Source organism: Pseudonocardia sp. DxW, assembly GCF_058448985.1.
Window position 1 is genome coordinate 198,391 of sequence record NZ_JBZFLK010000008.1, and the last position, 18,615, is coordinate 217,005.

The window sequence follows — 18,615 nt, forward strand, 5'->3', positions numbered from 1 at the left end:
TCAGCCCACCTCGATCCGGACCGAGTCGAACGCGGGGGTCTGGTTGGCGCGCTGCATCATCGGTGTGCGGTGCGAGCCGTCGCCGGCCCAAGCGGAGCACTGCAGCTCGCCGGCCTGGTCGACGCCCGGGACCTCGATGGTGACGCTGTCCGGGGTGGTGCCGCCGCCGCCGTCCTCGGTGGCCTCGAAGAACAGCGGGGCCGGGGCGGAGTCCGGGGCCTCGGCCGGGTCGGCCAGGATCCGGCAGGCGGTGTGGAAGTGGCCGCGCTGCAGGCCCTCGCCGTCGAGCAGCGACGACTCGACGTAGTAGCCGCCCTGCGCCGCGGCGAGGAACCGGTCGCGGACCAGGTTGCGGGTGCTGACGGTGAGCGAGAACGGCTCGCCCGGGGCGACCCGGTCCGGCGCCTCGGTGATCAGCAGCGACGGGCTGCGCTCGGCGTCGGCGACCTCACCGAACGCGGTCGACACGCAGCGCGGGGCCTCCTGGAAGCCGTTGTGCGCGGTGAGCCGGCTGGCGGAGCAGTCGGAGGCGAGGATCTCCAGCGCGGCCGCGGCATCCTGGTCGGGGCCGTCGTTGTTGCCGGCCTCGTCGTCCTGGCCGTTGCCGTCGTCCTGGCCCTCCGGGGCCGGGTCCTGGCCCGAGCCGCCGGAACCATCGGCGCCATCGGCACCGTCAGCACCGTCGGCGCCGTCGGCGCCATCAGCACCGTCGGTGCCCGAGCCGGTGCCGTCCGGGTCCTGCCCGGAGGACGACGTCCCGTGGTCGTGCCCGCCGGACTTCGAGCCGGAGCGCGGCCCGGAGCCGGTGAGCCCGGTCCCGGAGAGGGACTCGGCGATGTTCTCCGCGGCCGGGCCGTCCCGGTCGGCGGTCGCGGCACCCGCCGCGTAGGCGGCGGGCCCGGCGACGAGCAGGCAGGCGACGAAGGCGGCGGCCGCGGCCGTTCGGCGGCGGTTGGTGGTGGACGGGCTCATCGGTGACGACTCCTCGGGGCGGTCCGGTCGCGGTGCGAGCCGGTGGATCGGGACCCGCGACGGCGGTACGCGTGCTCACGTTCGCCGGACGGGTGGGCGTCCTGGTCGGGTTCGAGTGGATGTGCGCCGGACACGCCGCCGAGCGGGTCGTGGCCGGTCGGGTCCGGGTCGAGGGGACCGGGCGGATCGGGTTCGAGGCCGTCCGGTGCGTACGGGTCCGGCGCGAAGCCGTCGGGCGCGAAGCCGTCGGCCGGATAGCCGTCCGGTGGGTAACCGTCCGGTGCGAAGCCGTTCGGCGGGTGGCCGTCCGGGGCGAGCAGGTCGGCGACGGTGTCCTCGCCCGGCGCGGCGTGCGCCCCGCCGGTCCGCGGGCGCACCTGCGGTGCCCGGGCGAGCTCGTCCCACGGGTCGGGCGGGCCGACCGCGAGCGCGGCCCGCGCGGGTGCGGCGCCGTCGTCGCGGGCCCGGCGCGGCCGCGGGATCGCCCCGCCGGCCGGGAGCAGCCGGGACACCTCGGCCAGCGCGGACGCCCCGGCCGGGCGGCCCCGGCGGTAGAGCGTCATCAGCAGACCACCGGCGGCGAGCAGCGCCACCCCCACCACGAGACCCGGGACGACCAGGTCGGACGGGGTGCGGACGCTGTCCGGGAGCGGCGGCGCGGGCAGCGCGTCGTAGTCGACCAGGCCGGTCGACTCCAGGTAGCCGAGGTGCCGGGTGACGTAGGTGTCGGCCTCGATCGCGAACTGGCGCATCAGCTCGTTGCGGGTGCCGACCCGGACCTCGGTGATCGCCGGCAGCACGCTGCCGTGCGCGGCCCGCAGGATCTGCACGAACTGGCGGTCGTAGTCGGTGCCGGTGCGCGCCGTCAGGTCGTTCATCCAGGCGATCTGCTGGTCGTTCGGGCGGCTGGGGAGCTGCACGCCGAGCTGCTCGGCGACGGTGCGGACCTCGGCGTCCAGGTCGTGGTGCTCCACGCCGAGCTTGCGGGCGACCTCGCGGACGGCCGGCGAGCTGGCCTGCTGCTCGCCCTGCTGCCCGGTGGGGGCCTCCCACAGGCCAGCGAGGCGGACCTTCTCCAGCAGGTCGCGGTCGGCGGGGCCGAGCGGGCCCCACTGGGTCTGGGTCCAGCCCTGGACGGCGGCGAACGGTGCGGCGGCGACCCACGACTGGGCCACCGCGACGACGACGACACCGGCCAGCGCGACCAGGATCGACCAGCGGAGCGGGCCGGGGATCCGGCGGGACATCAGCTTCTCCTCGTGTTTCTCAGACCTGGGTGTTTCTCAGACCTGGGCGAACTGCTCGGTGTGCACCCGGTCCTCCGGGACGCCGAGCGAGTACAGGGTGTCCAGCACGTCGGACACCAGCTGCGGACGGCCGCAGATGAAGTAGTCGTGCCTGCGCGATCCGCCGGCCCCGTCCAGATCGGTCAGCACCGCGGACAGCAGTGCGGTGTCGATCGGTCCGGTGGCGCCGGCCCAGTCCCGCGACGGGCGCCGCAGCACCTCGGTGACCTGCAGGTCGAGCAGGGTCCGCAGGTGCGCGAGCTCGGCCCGGAACAGCAGGTCGGCACGGTCGCGGGCGTGCACCACGAGCCGGTACGGGCGCCGGTCACCGCGATCCGCCGCGGTGCGCAGCATGCTCATCATCGGGGTGATCCCGACCCCGCCGGCGATCAGGACGAACCCGGTCGAGGGCACGGCGTCCGGGGTGAACGAACCGTACGGACCGTCCACCCACACCGGATCGCCGCGGTGCAGCTCGCGCAGCCGGGAGGCGAAGTCACCGGTGTGCCGGACGGTGAACTCGATCCGGCCGCCGTCCACCGCGGACGAGGCGATCGTGAACGGGTGCTCCTCGACCGACATCCGCTCCAGCCGGAGCCAGGCGAACTGCCCGGGCCGGAACCAGGGACCGGAGTGCCGTCCGCGGCTCTGCAGGACCAGCGTCGACACGGTCGCGCTCTCCGGCCGCACGACGTGCACCCGGAACTCGCCGGCGTCGCCGACCGCCCGCATCCCCCAGCGCACCAGGAGCACCCCGACCAGGAGCAGGCCGAGGATGCCGAGCACCGGGCCCATCACGGCGTCGGTCACCAGGTTGTTCAGCCACAGCACGTGCAGCGACGACGCCCCGACGACCAGCGCGGCCAGGCTCAGGTGCACCCACCGCCACACCTCGTGGGTGCCGGAGCGGACCCCGCGCACGGCGAAGAGCAGCAGCACCGCGATCGCGACGGTCCCGATCGTGGCGGCCTGCCCGCGGGCCGGCGCCGACATCGGGACGAGCAGCCAGACCCGTTCCGGGTGGTCGGCGACCACGCACGCCAGGTGCAGCGCGACGAGCGCACCGGCCAGGATGCCGAGCCTGCGGTGCAGGCCGAGCAGCGTCTCCAGCCCGAGCGCGCCGGACAGGCCGCGCACCCGGGAGGGCAGCACCGCGACGACGACCAGCGCGGACAGCGCGAGCAGCCCGGTGAGCACCGACATCTGGTGCAGCAGCGGCTGCGGACCGGAGCGGAGCATCCAGATCACCGACGGCCCGACGAGGGCCGTGACCAGCACCGATCCCCAGATCAGGCGGGCGCGGCGGTGCGCCAGCCAGGCGTCGGCGGGATCGTCGCGCCGGACGGGTGCGGTGACCTGGTGCGAGCCGGGCCGGCTCACGGCGTGCCGGGCGCGGGCCCGGCGGTCGTGGCGGGAGCCCGGCGGGCGGTGCGTGGGCGGGGCTGCGCGACACGCGGGGATCGACCCGCTACGGTCGCGCGGACGTCGGGAACACGTCCGGGCAGCAGAGGACCTGGGTGGTTCATCGGGTCACTTCCGGTTCGGGGAGCGGGCCGGGCGGGGGTTCCCGGCCACCGGGGCGGCTCTGGGGGGAGCGGGCCGCCGACCGGCAGCGTCGAACATAGGAAGTGTGCGGCGCCGAGGTTGCGTTCCTGAGAGGCGTCACCGCCGTCCGGGCGGCGCCGTCCGGCGAACGGCAACCGATCAGGCCGCCCGGAGTAGTGCTGTCCGTCCGGATGGAGCCGTCACTCTCAGGCGTGGCCGTTCACCGACGGTGGGCGTCCTGTCCCCCGCCGAGCCGCACCGGACACCCGGCGGGCCGCCCCCGCGGCGACGGCCGGCCCGCCGGACCGTGCGTCAGGCGGGCGCCGGGGTAGCCGAACGGACGCCCTCGGCGAGCTCGGCGGCGAGCTCACGCACCGCGGACGGCCCGCCTGTCCCGAGTGCCTCGACGAACGCCGTCCCGACGATGACGCCGTCGGCGTACCCGGCGATGTCGGCCGCCTGCTCGGCGGTGCGCACGCCCAGCCCGACGCAGACCGGCAGGGTCGCGACCTCGCGGACCCGGGTCACCAGGTCGCGGGCCTCGGCGCCGACCGACCGGACGCCGGTCACGCCCATCAGCGACGCCGCGTAGAGGAACCCGCGGCTGGCCCGGGCGGTGAGCGCCATCCGCTCCGGCGTCGTCGTCTGGGCCACCAGGAAGATCCGGTCCAGACCGTGCCGGTCGGACGCGTCCAGCCACTCCTGGGCGTCGTCGGGCAGCAGGTCCGGGGTGATCAGCCCGGAGCCGCCCGCCGCGGCCAGCTCGGCGGAGAACCGCTCGATGCCGTAGCGGTCGATCAGGTTCCAGTACGTCATGACGACGGCCGGTGCGCCGGCCTCGACCACCCCGCGGACGGCGGTGAACGCGTCCCGGCTGCGGGCACCGTTGTCCAGGGCCTGCTGGGTGGCCCGCTGGATGACCGGGCCGTCCATCAGCGGATCGGAGTACGGCAGGCCGACCTCGACGACGTCCACCCCGCCCTCGACCATCGCCCGCATCGCCTCGACGGATCCGGCGACGTCCGGGTAGCCGACCGGCAGGTAGCCGATCAAAGCCGCCCGGCCCTGGCCGCGGATCTCGCCGATCCGCTCGGCAACGCTCCGCACGCCGGTCATCGGACCTCCCCGTCGGCCACCGTCTCGTCGGTGACGGCCCGGCCCTCGTCGTCGATCAGCTGGAAGTACGTGGCGGCGGTGTCGACGTCCTTGTCGCCGCGGCCGGACAGGTTGACCAGGACGATCGCGCCCTCGCCGAGCCTGCGGCCCTCGCGCAGCGCCCCGGCCAGCGCGTGCGCGCTCTCGATCGCCGGGATGATGCCCTCGGTGCGGCAGAGCAGCCGGAAGGCCTCCATCGCCTCGGCGTCGGTCACCGACTCGTAGCGGGCACGCTTCATGTCGTGCAGCCAGGAGTGCTCGGGCCCGACGCCCGGGTAGTCCAGGCCGGCCGAGATGGAGTGCGAGTCGCGGGTCTGGCCGTCCTCGTCCTGCAGGATGAAGCTGCGGGAGCCGTGCAGCACCCCGACGTCGCCGCCGCCGATGGACGACGCGTGCCGCGGGGTGTCGATGCCGTCGCCGCCCGCCTCGAAGCCGACCAGCTCGACGCCGGCGTCGTCGAGGAAGGCGTGGAAGATGCCCATCGCGTTGGAGCCGCCGCCGACGCAGGCGCACACCACGTCGGGCAGCCGCCCGGTCAGGGCCTGGACCTGCTCGCGCGCCTCGACGCCGATGATCCGCTGGAAGTCGCGGACCATCGCCGGGAACGGGTGCGGCCCGGCGACCGAGCCGATCAGGTAGTGCGTGTCGGCCACGTTGGTGACCCAGTCGCGCATCGCCTCGTTCATCGCGTCCTTGAGGGTGCGCGTGCCGGAGGCGACCGGCCGGACCTCGGCGCCGAGCATCCGCATCCGGGCGACGTTCAGCGCCTGCCGCTCGGTGTCGACCTCGCCCATGTAGACGACGCAGTCCAGGCCGAGCAGCGCGGCCGCGGTCGCGGAGGCGACGCCGTGCTGGCCCGCGCCGGTCTCGGCGATCACCCGGCTCTTGCCCATCCGCTTGGTGAGCAGCGCCTGGCCCAGCACGTTGTTGATCTTGTGCGAGCCGGTGTGGTTCAGGTCCTCGCGCTTGAGCAGGATCCGCGCGCCGCCGGCGTGCCGGGCGAACCGGGGCGCCTCGGTGAGCAGGCTCGGCCGGCCGGAGTACGTCCGGTGCAGCTCGGCGAGCTCGGCCTGGAAGGCCTCGTCGGTCATCGCCGCGTGGTAGGCCTGCTCCAGCTCGTCCAGGGCGGCGACCAGCGCCTCCGGGACGTAGCGGCCGCCGAAGCGGCCGAAGTACGGGCCGGTCTGGTCGACCAGCCGCGCCGGGCCCCCGGCCGGGGGGCGGGCGGTGTCGGTCACGAGTCACTCCCTGACGGATCTGCGGAAACCCGCGATCGCCGGGCGCCGCACGTCGGTGACGGACCCCGGTCCGATCGGGTGCAACCCGACGGTACACCGCGCCCACCACCGACTTTGCGCCGCACGGACGCCGGACCGGGCGTCCCGGCGGGCGTCAGACGAAGCGGGGCCGGCCGACCACCCAGCCCAGGATCATCTCGGCGACGATCACCGCGGCGAGCAGCGCCAGCGACGCCGTCCAGGTCCCGGTGATCCCGTGCAGCATGCCGAACAGGAACGGGCCGGCCGCGCCGAGCAGGTAACCGAAGCCCTGCGCCATCGCGGACAGGTCGGTCGTCTCCGCGGTCTCCCGGGTGCGCAGCGCGATCAGGCCGAGGCCGAGCGGGAAGACCGCCATCCCGACGCCGAGCAGCACCGTCCACAACCAGGGCGCCGCCGCGGGGGCGACGGCGAGCCCGACGATCGCGGCGAGCGAGCAGAACGCCAGCCCGACGATCCAGCCGGACTGCGAGCTGCGGTTCAGCGCGATCGGCGGGATGAGGAAGCTCAGCGGGATCCCGATGACGTTGATCAGCGCGAGCATCAGCCCGGCGGTGGTGCGCGGGATGCCCTCGGAGACGAACAGCTCGGACAGCCAGCCCATCGCGACGTAGGCGACGCAGGCCTGCAGCCCGAAGAAGGCGGTGAGCGCCCAGGCCAGCGGGCGGCGCAGCATCGACCGCCGCTGCACCCCGTCGGTCCGGACCGGGGCCGCGGCGCCGTGCCGGGCACCGGTCGCCCAGACGACCAGCGCGCCCGCGGACAGCGCCGCCCAGGCGCCGACCGCGCCGCGCCAGCCGAGCAGCGGTTCCAGGATCGGGGTGAAGGCGGCGCCGAGCCCGCCGCCCGCCGCGAGCGCCGCGGTGTAGATGCCGGTCACCCGGCCGACGGCGTGCGGGAAGGACTCCTTCACCACGACCGGGATCAGCACGTTCCCGATCGCGATGCCGGAGGCGGCGATGAACGTCCCCCCGAGGACCACCCAGGGCCCGTCGACCACCCGCAGCACCAGCCCCGCGGTGAGCACGGCGAGCGCGACGCCGATCGCCCTGGCCACCCCGAGCCGCCGGCCGAGCAGCGGGGCGACGATCGCGGCGAGGCCGAAGCAGATGGTCGGCACCGCGGTGAGCAGCCCGGTCCACGGTGCGGAGGCACCGAGACCGTCCCGCACCTCGCCGAGCACCGATGCCATGCTGGTGACGGCGGGGCGCAGGTTGGTCGCGGCCAGCGCCACGCCGACGACCAGCAGCGGGGTGCCGACCAGCGCCCCGGTCCGGTGCGACGCGGCCCGGCCGGTGGTGTTCGTCTCCCCGGCCCGGGTCCCCTGATCAGCAATGCTCACGAAACGATATTGTTACAGACGTAGGATGTTCGGATGAAAGGATGTCCCGGTGCCTCTCGTCACAGCACGTCGCGGCAGCCTGGTCGACCAGGTCATCGCCCAGATCCGGGACGCCATCTCGTCCGGGCAGTGGCCGGTCGGTCACCGCATCCCGGCCGAGGCCGAGCTGACCGCGCGGCTGGAGGTCGGCCGCAACACCGTCCGCGAGGCGGTCCGCGCGCTCGCCCACGGCGGCCTGCTGGAGGTGCGGCAGGGCGACGGCACCTACGTGCGGGCGACCTCGGAGCTGTCCGGCGCGCTGCGCACGCTGTGCGGGCCGGAGCTGCGTGAGGTGCTGGAGGTCCGGCGGACCCTGGAGGTCGAGGCGGCCCGGCTGGCCGCCGCCCGGCGCACCGACGAGGACCTGGCGCTGCTGCGCCGCTCGCTCGCCGACCGGGACGTCGCCGTCGAGGCGGTCGCCGCGGCCACCCGCAGCGGCACCGAGCCGGGCACGGCCGAGCTGGAACGCGCCGCCCGGGCCGACACCGACTTCCATCTCGCCGTCGTGCGCTGCTCGGGCAACAGCCTGCTCGTCGAGCTGTACCGCGGCGTCGTCGAGGCGGTCGCGGGCAGTGTCGTGACGACGATGCCCAGCACCGTCGGCACCGACGACGACGTGTCGCACACCGGGATCGTCGAGGCCATCGAGGCGGGCGACGTGGAGCGCGCCGCCCGCGAGGCCGGTGACTTCCTGGAGCGGCTGATCGACCGCCGGGGCTGAGCCACCGGGCGGACGCGGCCCGCCCGGCCACCGCTCACCGAGCCGGCGATCCACCCCGCCGAGCGACGACGGCGGACGGCGCGGGCGCCCGGCACCCGGGGCCGCACCGCGGTTAGCCTGCCTCGCCGGACGCGATTTCACCCCGAACGATCGAGGAGTGCGCCGGCGTGCTGAAGGGTTTCAAGGAGTTCCTGCTGCGCGGGAACGTCATCGATCTCGCGGTCGCCGTCGTCATCGGCGCCGCCTTCACCGCCGTGGTCACGGCGTTCACGACGTCGTTCCTCGAGCCGCTGCTGCGGCTGTTCTCCGGCGGCGAGAACGCCGTCCCGCCCGGCACCATCCCGCTCACCGACGAGGTCCGGCTGGACTACGCCGCGTTCCTCAACGCGATGATCCAGTTCATGATCACCGCCGCAGTGATCTACTTCCTGGTCGTCTTCCCGATGAAGTGGCTGCAGGAGCGCCGGAAGAAGGCCGACGAGCAGACCCCGAAGACCGACAGCGAGCTGCTCGCCGAGATCCGGGACCTGCTCAAGGAGCAGGCCGAGCGGGAGCGCGAGCGCGCCCTGGCAGCGACTGCGACAGCGGCCCCGGCACCGGCACCGGCCGGGCCGTGGCCGCCGCACGGCCAGCCGGTCCCCCAGGCCCAGCCGGTCCCGCCGGGCCGGCCGGCGGCGCCGTACCCGCCGGACGCGCCGCGCCGGTCCCGGCACCGCGGCTGACCGCGGCCGCACCGCGAGTCCGACCGCGGGGCCCGCTCCGCGGGACCCGTTCCGCGGGACCCGTTCCGCGGGACCGAACGAGATCGCGACGAAACGGTTTCGATTCGACACGGTGACAGAGGGCGACCAGGCTGACCCGGTCGCGGTGGACGTGGGTCCATCCGCGGGAGGGGGACGGGACCGATGGCCGAGGTCACCACGAGGACCGGGGAGGACCCGCCCGCCCTGCGGCGGGTGATGGGCCCGAAGCTGCTGCTGCTGTTCATCGTCGGCGACATCCTCGGCACCGGGATCTACGCCCTGGTCGGCCAGGTCGCCGAGGAGGTCGGCGGGGCGGCGTGGCTGCCGTTCCTCGTGGCCTTCGCGGTCGCGATGGTCACCGCGTTCTCCTATCTGGAGCTGGTCACCAAGTACCCGGCCGCGGCCGGCGCCGCGCTGTACGCGCACAAGGCGTTCGGCATCCACTTCCTGACGTTCATGGTCACCTTCGTGGTGATGTGCTCGGGGATCACCTCGGCGTCGACGGCGTCCCGGGCGTTCGCCTCGAACCTCAACGAGGGCTTCGGCCTCGACCTGGGCAACAGCGGGATCGTGCTGATCGCGCTGGGCTTCATGGTGCTGGTCGCGGCGGTCAACTTCCGCGGCGTCGGCGAGAGCGTGAAGGTCAACGTGGTGCTCACGCTGGTCGAGCTCTCCGGCCTGCTGCTGGTGATCCTGGTCGGGGTGTTCGCGATCGCCGGCGGCAACGCCGACTGGGCCCGGGTGGTCGCGTTCGACACCCCGGAGGACAAGGGCGTGTTCCTGGCCGTCACCTCGGCGACGTCGCTGGCGTTCTTCGCGATGGTCGGCTTCGAGGACTCGGTGAACATGGCCGAGGAGTGCCACGAACCGCGGCGGATCTTCCCGAAGATCATGCTCACCGGCCTGACCATCACCGGCGTGATCTACGTGCTGGTCGCGATCTGCGCCGTCGCGCTGGTGCCGGTCGGCCCGCTCGCCGCGAGCGAGACGCCGCTGGTCGAGGTGGTCCGGGCCGGCGCGCCGGGCATCCCGGCGGACGCGGTGCTGCCGTTCATCTCGATGTTCGCCGTCGCGAACTCGGCGCTGATCAACATGCTGATGGCGTCCCGGCTGCTCTACGGCATGGCGAACCAGGCGGTGCTGCCCAAGCAGCTGGCCCGGGTGCACCCGTTCCGCCGCACCCCGTGGGTGTCGATCATCTTCACCACGCTGATCGCGTTCGCGCTGATCACCTACGTGTCGCTGGACGACGAGTCGGACGTGGTGTCCGCGCTCGGCGGCACCACCTCGCTGCTGCTGCTCGCGGTGTTCACGATCGTCAACATCGCGGTGCTGGTGCTGCGCCGCGACCGGGTCGACGCCGACCACTTCCGGGCGCCGCCCGGGCTGCCGGTGGTCGGGGTGATCACCAGCGCCTACCTGGTGCTGCCGTTCTCCGGTCGGGACGCGATCCAGTACGAGCTGGCCGGCCTGCTGCTCCTGCTGGGGCTGATCCTGTACGGGATCACGATCCTGCTCAACCGCAGGCTGGGCGTGCGGAAGACGACGCTGGACCCGGCCAAGCTCGACGGCTGAGGGACCGGGCTGCCCGGGCTGCCCGGCCGGGCAGCCCGGGATCAGCTGCTCGGGGTCAGCTCGCGTACCCGCCCGGCCAGCTCCTTCTCGAAGAAGTCGAAGAAGCCGTCCGGGTCGGGCCCGGCGTTGATCAGCGCGAGCCGGTCGTAGCCGGCGTCGACGAACTGCTGGGCGACGGCGAGATGCCGCTCCACGTCGGGACCGGCGCCGAACACGTCGGCCATGTCCTCGACCCGCACGAACCGGGTCGCGGCCTCGAAGTTCCGCACGTTCGGCAGCTCGGCCTGCACCTTCCAGCCGGTCGGGCCGAACCGGAACTTCTCGTGCGCGGCGGCGAGCGCCTCGTCCTCGGTGCGGGCCCAGGCCAGCGGCACCTCGGCGTAGCGGGCACCGGTGCCGCCGGCGGCGGTGTAGGCCGAGACCAGGTCGGTGCGCGGCTCGGTGACGAACAGCGCGTCGCCCAGCTCGGCGGCGATCCGCGCGGCGTTCGGCCCGCCCGCGGCGACCGCGATCTCCGGGAGCGGATCGGGCAGGTCGAACACCTGGGCGTCGGAGATGCTCAGGTGCTTGCCCCGGTAGCTGCGGTAGCCGCCGGACCAGAGCAGCCGGATGATCTCCAGTGCCTCGCGGAACATCTCGTGCCGCACCCCGGTGACCGGCCACTCCGCGCCCGTCACGTGCTCGGAGAGCCGCTCGCCCGAGCCGACACCCAGGGTGAACCGGCCGTCGGCGAGCAGCGCGGTGGTCGCCGCGGCCTGGGCGATGATCGCCGGGTGGTAGCGGATCATCGGGCAGGTCACCCCGGTGGCCAGGTGGATCCGCTCGGTCCGGGCCGCGATCGCGGCCAGGATGGACCAGGCGAAACCGGAGTGGCCGTGGCTCTCCAGCCACGGGTGGTAGTGGTCGGAGATCTCGACGAAGTCGAAACCCGCTTCCTCGGCGCGGACGGCCTGGCGCACCATCTCCTGCGGTGTGAAGGCCTCGGCGAAGAGCTTGTAGCCGATCTGCATGTCCGGGGGCTACCCGGGATCCGCCCCGTCACGCCTCGGCGGGCCGGTGCACGGTGGTGGTCCCCGTGCGGTCCTGCCACGGAGACCGCCACCGAGACACCGCGCAGCCGGGTGCCGGACGGGTGCCCGGCCGGTGCTCAGCCGAGGTCGACGATCGCCGCGACCGGGCCGCCACCCTCCGGCCCCTGGTGCGCCGCGGACACCGAGACGAACGCCGCCGGATCGCCGGTGACCGCCGCCGTCACGCCGCCGACGCACGCCTTGATCTGGCGGTGCCAGTGCACGTCGGAGTCGTCGAGCATGGCGTTGCGCCGCCCCCGGACGGTGCCGTCCTGGGACGCCTCGCACTTGAGGAACACGTTCACCAGCCGGCCCTCCAGGTCGGAGGTGTGCGCGCGCTCGGGCAGGTCCAGCCCGGCGTCGCGGATCGCGTTCCAGATGCCGTCGGCGTCCAGCGCGTCGGTCATCACCGAGTGCCCGATCCGGTAGCGGCCGCCGACGCCGCGGGCGTTGCCGACGACGACGACCTGCGCCCGGTCCAGCTCCACCCCGGACGAGCAGGACGCGACGGCCGAGTACAGGTCCCGGTCGTGCATCACGTCGTCGTCGGTCGGCATCTCGATCTCGCCGAGCGCGACGGCGACGCCGAGCGCGGTGCAGCCGTTGGACAGGTCCATCGACTCGTGGGTGTGCTCGGTCCACACCGTCTTCCCGCGGGACTTGGCGTCGCGGATGGTGGAGATGGTGAGCAGCGGGGTCTTCGTCTGGACGTAGTGCACGTCGGCCGGGTCGGTGATGCCGGCCCGCTTCATCGCCGCCTGCACCGCGTCGGCCACCTTGGTGATCATCGGCGTGCGGCCGATGTCCTCCGGCGCGAGCTGCTCGCTCATCGCGAACCCGACGGTGAGCCGCGGCTCCTCGGACGGCGTGGCCTCCTCCGGCGGCACCGTCGCGAAGATCGTCGCGTGCGGGCTGAGCACCCCGTCGGTGCCGCCGGACCAGACGATCGGCACCTCGCGGACCTGCTCGGCGGGGGCGCCCTTCTCGACGAGCACCTCGCGGAACGCGCGGTCGGCGATGATCCGGGTGTAGTCGTTCACCCCGCCGTTGCCCTCGGTCTTGCCGATGATCGCGACGACCCGTTCGGCCCGCAGCACCCCCTCGTCGATCAGCGCGGCGAGCTCGCTCGCGTCGGCGACGGAGTGGATCGGGACCTTGCGCACCTCGATGGCGTCGGGCATGACGGCTCCTTCCGTTGACGGACTTCAGTCGGGGACGACGACGGTCCCGGCGGCGCCCGCGGCGGCGTCCGGGAGATGATCGAGATCGGTGATGACGGCCCTGGTCCCGCCGGCCTCGACGAACCGGCAGGCCGCGTCGACCTTGGGGCCCATCGAGCCGCCCGCGAAGTGGCCCTCGGCGGCGTGCGCGCGCAGCGCACCCACCCCGACGACGCCGAGCGGCTCCGCGTCCGGGGTGCCGAAGCGCAGCACCGCCTGCGGCACGTCGGTGCCGATGACCAGCACGTCGGCCCGCACGGTGCGGGCCAGCAGGGCGGCACCGAGATCCTTGTCGATCACGGCCTCGACGCCGGTCAGATCGCCGGTGAGCTGCCGGACGACCGGGATCCCCCCGCCGCCATTCGCGACGACGACGAAGCCGGCGTCGACCAGCGCCCGGACCGCCGGGCCGTCGACGATCTCCAGCGGCTCCGGCGAGCCGACCACCCGGCGCCAGCCGCGCTCGCCGCGGTCCTCCCAGTGCTGGCCGTGCTCAACCAGCACCGCCGCCTCGGCGGCCGGGAGGTAGCGCCCGATCGGCTTGCTCGGCCGCACCAGACCCGGATCGTCGCCTGCGACGATCGTGCGGGTGACGACGGCCGCGCTGCGCCGGTCGATCCCGGCCCGGGCCAGCGCCGCGTCCAGCGCGGTGGTCAGCACGAAGCCGAGCGTCCCCTGGGTCTGCGCACCGCACCAGTCCAGCGGGACCGGCGGGACGACGGCGGCCGCCAGCTCGTTCTTCACCAGCAGGTTCCCGACCTGCGGGCCGTTGCCGTGGGTCAGCACCACCTCAGTGCCCGCGGCCAGCAGCCCGGCGACCGCACCCGCGGCGACCTGCGCGGCGGCCACCTGGTCCTCCGGCCGGGCGCGGCCGTCCGGGGCGGTCATCGCGTTGCCGCCCAGCGCCAGCAGCACCCTCACGACGCGCGCCCCAGCAGCGCGTCCAGGGTGCGCGTCCCGGCGGGCAGGCCGTGCGCGTCGTAGTAGCCGAACATCGCGTCGAACCAGGCGCCGCGGCCGGACGGGCCGGGCACCCGCTCGGCGGTCGTCCCGGCCTCGGCGGCCAGCTGCGCGACGGTGCCGGTGCGCGAGGCCAGCTCGTAGGTCGCACCCTCGTGACCGGGCCCGGTGAGCACCGTCGCGGCGACCTCGGCGATCTCGGCCAGGTCGGCGAAACCGAACGGGGCGTGCACGTCGTAGGGCACCCGGACCGGCCCGGACAGGTCCAGGTTCTGCAGGTAGGCGCCGGGCTGCAGGATCGTCCAGCGCAATCCGGAGCGGCGCACCAGGTCCTCGGACCGGGCCTTGCCCAGGTGGTGCGGCATCGCCGGGACGTACGGCGAGGCCACCGAGTGGTAGACCACCCGGCCGACGCCCGCCGCGCGCAGCCCGTCGAGCCATCCGCCGACCAGCGCGGGCTCGTCCGGGTGCATGTTGGGCGCGATCAGGTACGCCGCGGCGCAGCCGGCGGCCGCGTCACGGACCCGATCGGCCCGGCCGAGCGGGACGGCGTCGGCACCGCGCCCGCGCAGCGCCGCCCGCACCGCCCGGCCGGTCACCCCGTTCCCCCCGGGGATCGCGATGCGCACCTGTGCGGCGCCCATCTACAACCGGTCCACGCCGGCGTGCGCGGCGCCCGCGAGGGTCGCGTAGCCGGGTCCGCGATCGAAGAACGCGTCGTCGGTCGCCGACCAGGCGGCCCGCCCGGCCCGCTCGGCGCGGGTGGCCGCCTCGTCGACGCCGAGCGTGTCGTCGTCGATCGAGCCGGTCAGCACGACGCCGTAGTCGGCCAGCGCGGACGCGGCGGACACCTTGTGCCACAGCACGTCCCGCACCACGGCGGCGGGATCGCGGGCGAGCGGGTCACCCCAGCCGCCGCCGCCGGTGGTGCGCACCCGGATGATCTCGCCGGCCGCGACGGGTTCGGCGTCGGCGAGCGCGTCGACCTGCCGCTCGTTCGGCCCGCCCGGGTCGATCACGACCTCGAACGGCCGCCCGGCCTTCCCGCCGCGCACCCCCCAGCAGGACAGGATCGAGCGGTCGGCGATCGACATGAAGTGGCCGTCGCGGAGCATCCGGATGTGCTTCTCGTAGCCGAGGCCGCCGCGGAACTCGCCCGGCCCGCCGGAGTCGACGGCCAGCGACAGCGACTCGACGAGGAACGGGAACCGGGCCTCGGTGAACTCGGTCGGCAGGTTCCGGGAGTCCGGGACGACGTGGATGGTGTCCTCGCCGTCGGCGTAGTAGCGGCCGCCGGAGCCGCCGCCGAGCACCTCGCGCATCAGGTAGGGGCGGCCGTCGACGTCCTCGCCGTACACGCCGGTGTAGCGGATCGTCTCCTGGTCGGCGGGCATCCGGCCGTCGACCGCCTTCGCGACGACCCCGGCGAGCACGCCGAGCAGCCGCAGGATGACGAAGGTGCGGGCGTTCGTCGGGGCCGGGAACACCGGGGTGAGCAGTGTCCCGGGCGGCGGGAACCGCATCTCGATCAGCGGGACGATGCCCTCGTTGACGTCGAGCTCGGCCATCCGCTCCGGCGAGTCGGCCAGGTTCCGCAGGATCGGGGCGAGCCACTTCTTCAGGAAGACGCCGTCGGAGTAGTCGCCGCAGTGGTTGATCGGCCCCTTGGCCTGCGGTGAGGTGCCGTCGAAGTCGATGATCAGGCGCTCGCCGTCCGGGTCGTCGGCGGCGGTGCGGGTCAGCGTGATCCGCTGGGTGTGCAGCCGGGGCGCGTCGACGCCGTCGTGCTCGGCGTAGTCCTCCCAGGTCCAGCTGCCGACCGGGATCCGGCCGAGGATCTCCCGGCGGTAGGTCTCGGTGGTGCGCGCGATGATCGCGTCGAAGCAGGACTCGACGGTCTCCACCCCGTAGCGGTCGAACAGCTCGCCGAGCCGGCGCGCGCCCATCAGGCAGGCGGAGCACTCGGCGTCCAGGTCGGCCGAGAGCGACTCCGGCATCCGCGAGTTCCGGGTCATGATCGCCAGCGCGGCCCGGTTGGGGACGCCCTCGTCCCACAGCCGGATCGGCGGCACCATCAGTCCCTCCTCGAACACGCTGGTCGCGTTCGACGGCATCGAGCCGGGCACCGCGCCGCCGATGTCGTCGTGGTGCCCGAATGCCTGCACGAACGCGACCACCCGGCGGTCTCCGGCCGCCCCGGCGAACACCGGCACGGTGACGCACAGGTCGGGCAGGTGCCCGATGCCGCCCTCGGAGCGGTAGACGTCGTTGTGGAAGAAGACGTCGCCCTCGCGCATCTGCTCCAGCGGGAACTCGCGGGCGATCGGGTGCACCAGCGCCGAGTAGGAGCGGCCGGTGAGCTTGCGCAGCCGCCGGTCGTGGATGCCGGCCCGGAAGTCGTGCGCGTCGCGGATCATCGGGCTGCGGCTGGTGCGGGCGATGGCGGTCTCGACCTCCATCTCGACGCTCGCCAGCGAGCCCTGGACGATCTCGACCAGCACCGGATCGGCGCTCGCGCCGGCGTCGTCGGTGAGGGCGCCGAACGGGAACTGGGTGGGGGCGCGGCGGGAACCGGTCACGACGACTGGGCCTTCCGGGTCACGATGATGTTCAGGAACCCGTCGACGCGGGCGGTGAAGCCCGGGTGCAGCGGGACGGTGGAGCCGAACTCCTCGACTATCGCCGGGCCGTCGACGGTCGCGCCGGGCGGAAGGTCGGTGCGCCGGTACACCGGGGTGTCGATGAAGCCGTCAGCCGCGGCGAAGCAGACCGGGCGCCTGCCCACCGGTGTCACGACCGGATCGGCGACCGGGTCGTGCCGCGGGATCTCCGGGCGCCGGATCGGCCCGATCCCGGACACCCGCAGGTTGACCCACTCGACCTGCTGGTCGTCGTCGCCGGCGAAGTCGTAGCCGTAGAGCGCGCGGTGCGCGGCGTGGAACGACCCGGCGACCTCGTCCAGGGTGGCGGCGGTGACCGGGCCGTCCGGCACCGGGACCCGCACCTCGAACGCCTGCCCGAAGTAGCGCAGGTCGGCGGAGCGCACGAAGCCGTGCCGGTCGGCGGCGAAGCCCTCCCGGGTCAGCGCGGCGGCGGCCTGCCCGGTCAGGTCGTCGACGATCCGGGCGACGGCGGCCGGGTCCAGCCGGTCGGCGAGCGCGACGTGGGTCCGCACGTAGTCGTTCTTGACGTCGACGGTGAGCAGGCCGAACGCGGAGACGTTGCCCGGGTTCGGCGGCACCAGCACGGTCGGCACGCCGAGCACGTCGACCAGCCGGCACAGCAGCAGCGAGCCGGAGCCGCCGAACGTGGTGAGCGCGAAGTCGCGCACGTCCAGCCCGCGCTTGACGGTGACCTGGCGCAGCGCGTTCGCCTGGTTCCAGGCGGAGATCTCCAGGACGCCGGTGGCGCACGCCTCCGGGGTGAGCTCCAGCTCCTTGGCGAGGCGCTCGATCCCGGCGCGGGCCGCCTCGACGTCCAGCGGGATCTCGCCGCCGAGCAGGTGCGGCGGGATCCGGCCGAGGAACACGTGCGCGTCGGTGATCGTGACGTCGGTGCCGCCGCGGCCGTAGCAGAGCGGGCCCGGATCGGCGCCCGCCGAGTGCGGGCCGACCTTCAGGGTGCCCTCCGGGGAGATCCAGGCGATCGACCCGCCGCCCGCACCGACCGTGACGACGTCGATCATCGGGATCTTGGACGGGAACCGGCCGACGGTGCCCTCGGTGGTCAGCGTCGGTTCGCCGCCGATCACCACCGACACGTCGGTGGAGGTGCCGCCGCCGTCGGAGGTCAGCACCTTGTCGAAGCCGGCCTCCCGGGCGATCAGCCCGGCACCGAGCGCGCCCGCGGCCGGTCCGGAGAGGACGGTGGTGATCGGCTGGTGCACGACCTCGTCGGCGGAGAGCACGCCGCCGTTGGACTTCATCACGTAGAACGGGATCTCGCGGTCGTCGTAGCGGGTGAGCCGGTCCTTGATGTTCGAGACGTAGGCCGACAGCCGGGGTTTGACGGCGGCGTCGACGAGCACGGTGGTGGCCCGCTCGAACTCGCGGTATTCGCGCAGCACCTCGCTGGACAGCGACACCACGGCGCGCGGGTGCTCCTCGGCGAGGATCTCCCGCATCCGCTCCTCGTGCGACGGATCGGCGTAGGCGTGCAGGAAGCAGACGCCGAGGGTGTCGACGCCGTGGTCGCGGAACCAGCGGGCGACCTCCCGGGCGCCCGCCTCGTCGAACGGGCGGACCTGCGCGCCGGTGTGGTCGAGCCGGCCCTCCACGCCCTTCACCAGGTCGCGCGGCACGATCCGGTTCGGCTTGACCCAGAAGTAGGAGTTGCCGTAGCCGTCCGGGACGGACTGGCGGGCGATCTCCAGCATGGCCTCGTAACCGGCAGTGGTGACGAAGCCGAGCCGGCCGACCTTGCCCTCCAGCAGCTGGTTGGTGGCGACGGTGGTGCCGTGGCTGACCGCCTCGACGTCGGCGCCGGTCGCCCCCAGCAGGTCGAGCACCTTGTCGATCCCGGCCAGGAACCCGTCGGCCGGGTTGGCCGGGGTGGAGGGGGTCTTGGTGGTGACGAGCTCGCCCGTCCCCTCGTCGAAGGCGACGACGTCGGTGAACGTGCCACCGGTGTCGATGCCGATCCGGATCCGCCGGGTCATGGGGCTCCTCCCGCTCACGCGTCGCTGGCTCCGATTCAACCGGCCCCCACGCC

15 protein-coding genes are annotated in these 18,615 nt (G+C 74.0%); 3 read left to right on the forward strand and 12 right to left on the reverse strand.

Annotation, left to right across the window (positions count from 1 at the left end; genetic code table 11):
• From ACVJO7_RS14945 to ACVJO7_RS14970, 6 genes are all read right to left on the reverse strand, one after another.
• Positions 1-972, reverse strand: coding sequence for a hypothetical protein (locus ACVJO7_RS14945; protein WP_491673377.1), 972 nt, complete (start codon positions 970-972; stop codon positions 1-3).
• Entirely contained in the window at positions 969-2,219 is a 1,251-nt protein-coding gene (locus ACVJO7_RS14950) for a DUF4142 domain-containing protein (RefSeq protein WP_491673378.1), read from the reverse strand. Before ACVJO7_RS14950 ends, ACVJO7_RS14945 begins: the two co-directional genes overlap by 4 nt.
• 36 nt (positions 2,220-2,255) lie before the next feature.
• Positions 2,256-3,638: a ferredoxin reductase family protein gene (locus tag ACVJO7_RS14955; protein WP_491673379.1), complete on the reverse strand. Its 1,383-nt coding sequence runs from the start codon at positions 3,636-3,638 to the stop codon at positions 2,256-2,258.
• A 477-nt stretch (positions 3,639-4,115) separates the two neighbouring features.
• Entirely contained in the window at positions 4,116-4,919 is an 804-nt protein-coding gene (gene trpA, locus ACVJO7_RS14960; RefSeq protein WP_491673380.1) for a tryptophan synthase subunit alpha, read from the reverse strand.
• Positions 4,916-6,196 carry a tryptophan synthase subunit beta gene (gene trpB / locus ACVJO7_RS14965; RefSeq protein WP_491673381.1) on the reverse strand — a complete coding sequence of 427 codons (1,281 nt, stop codon included), beginning with the start codon at positions 6,194-6,196 and terminating at the stop codon, positions 4,916-4,918. The genes trpA and trpB overlap by 4 nt, the downstream gene beginning before the upstream one ends.
• A 154-nt stretch (positions 6,197-6,350) precedes the next feature.
• Entirely contained in the window at positions 6,351-7,577 is a 1,227-nt protein-coding gene (locus ACVJO7_RS14970; RefSeq protein WP_491673382.1) for a CynX/NimT family MFS transporter, read from the reverse strand.
• 49 nt (positions 7,578-7,626) lie between these two features.
• Here ACVJO7_RS14970 and ACVJO7_RS14975 point away from each other — a divergent pair, with 49 nt between their 5' ends.
• The 3 genes from ACVJO7_RS14975 to ACVJO7_RS14985 all read left to right on the forward strand — a co-directional run bounded on the left by ACVJO7_RS14975 (position 7,627) and on the right by ACVJO7_RS14985 (position 10,655).
• Entirely contained in the window at positions 7,627-8,337 is a 711-nt protein-coding gene (locus ACVJO7_RS14975; RefSeq protein WP_344022995.1) for a FadR/GntR family transcriptional regulator, read from the forward strand.
• A 167-nt stretch (positions 8,338-8,504) separates the two neighbouring features.
• Positions 8,505-9,059: a large-conductance mechanosensitive channel protein MscL gene (gene mscL / locus ACVJO7_RS14980; protein WP_491673383.1), complete on the forward strand. Its 555-nt coding sequence runs from the start codon at positions 8,505-8,507 to the stop codon at positions 9,057-9,059.
• Between the two features lie 183 nt (positions 9,060-9,242).
• Entirely contained in the window at positions 9,243-10,655 is a 1,413-nt protein-coding gene (locus ACVJO7_RS14985) for an APC family permease (protein WP_491673384.1), read from the forward strand.
• A 41-nt stretch (positions 10,656-10,696) separates the two neighbouring features.
• Here the strand turns inward: ACVJO7_RS14985 and ACVJO7_RS14990 are convergent, their stop codons facing one another.
• The 6 genes from ACVJO7_RS14990 to ACVJO7_RS15015 form a co-directional block, all read right to left on the reverse strand.
• Entirely contained in the window at positions 10,697-11,665 is a 969-nt protein-coding gene (locus ACVJO7_RS14990) for a TIGR03557 family F420-dependent LLM class oxidoreductase (protein ID WP_491673385.1), read from the reverse strand.
• A 137-nt stretch (positions 11,666-11,802) separates the two neighbouring features.
• Entirely contained in the window at positions 11,803-12,906 is a 1,104-nt protein-coding gene (gene bar / locus ACVJO7_RS14995; RefSeq protein WP_344022986.1) for a barbiturase, read from the reverse strand.
• Between the two features lie 24 nt (positions 12,907-12,930).
• Entirely contained in the window at positions 12,931-13,866 is a 936-nt protein-coding gene (locus ACVJO7_RS15000) for a carbamate kinase (protein ID WP_491673386.1), read from the reverse strand.
• Entirely contained in the window at positions 13,863-14,549 is a 687-nt protein-coding gene (locus ACVJO7_RS15005; RefSeq protein ID WP_344022980.1) for an SDR family oxidoreductase, read from the reverse strand. Before ACVJO7_RS15005 ends, ACVJO7_RS15000 begins: the two co-directional genes overlap by 4 nt.
• Entirely contained in the window at positions 14,550-16,484 is a 1,935-nt protein-coding gene (locus ACVJO7_RS15010; protein ID WP_491673387.1) for a hydantoinase B/oxoprolinase family protein, read from the reverse strand. It abuts the gene before it with no gap.
• Entirely contained in the window at positions 16,481-18,562 is a 2,082-nt protein-coding gene (locus ACVJO7_RS15015) for a hydantoinase/oxoprolinase family protein (RefSeq protein WP_491673388.1), read from the reverse strand. Before ACVJO7_RS15015 ends, ACVJO7_RS15010 begins: the two co-directional genes overlap by 4 nt.
• Positions 18,563-18,615: the final 53 nt, after the last annotated feature.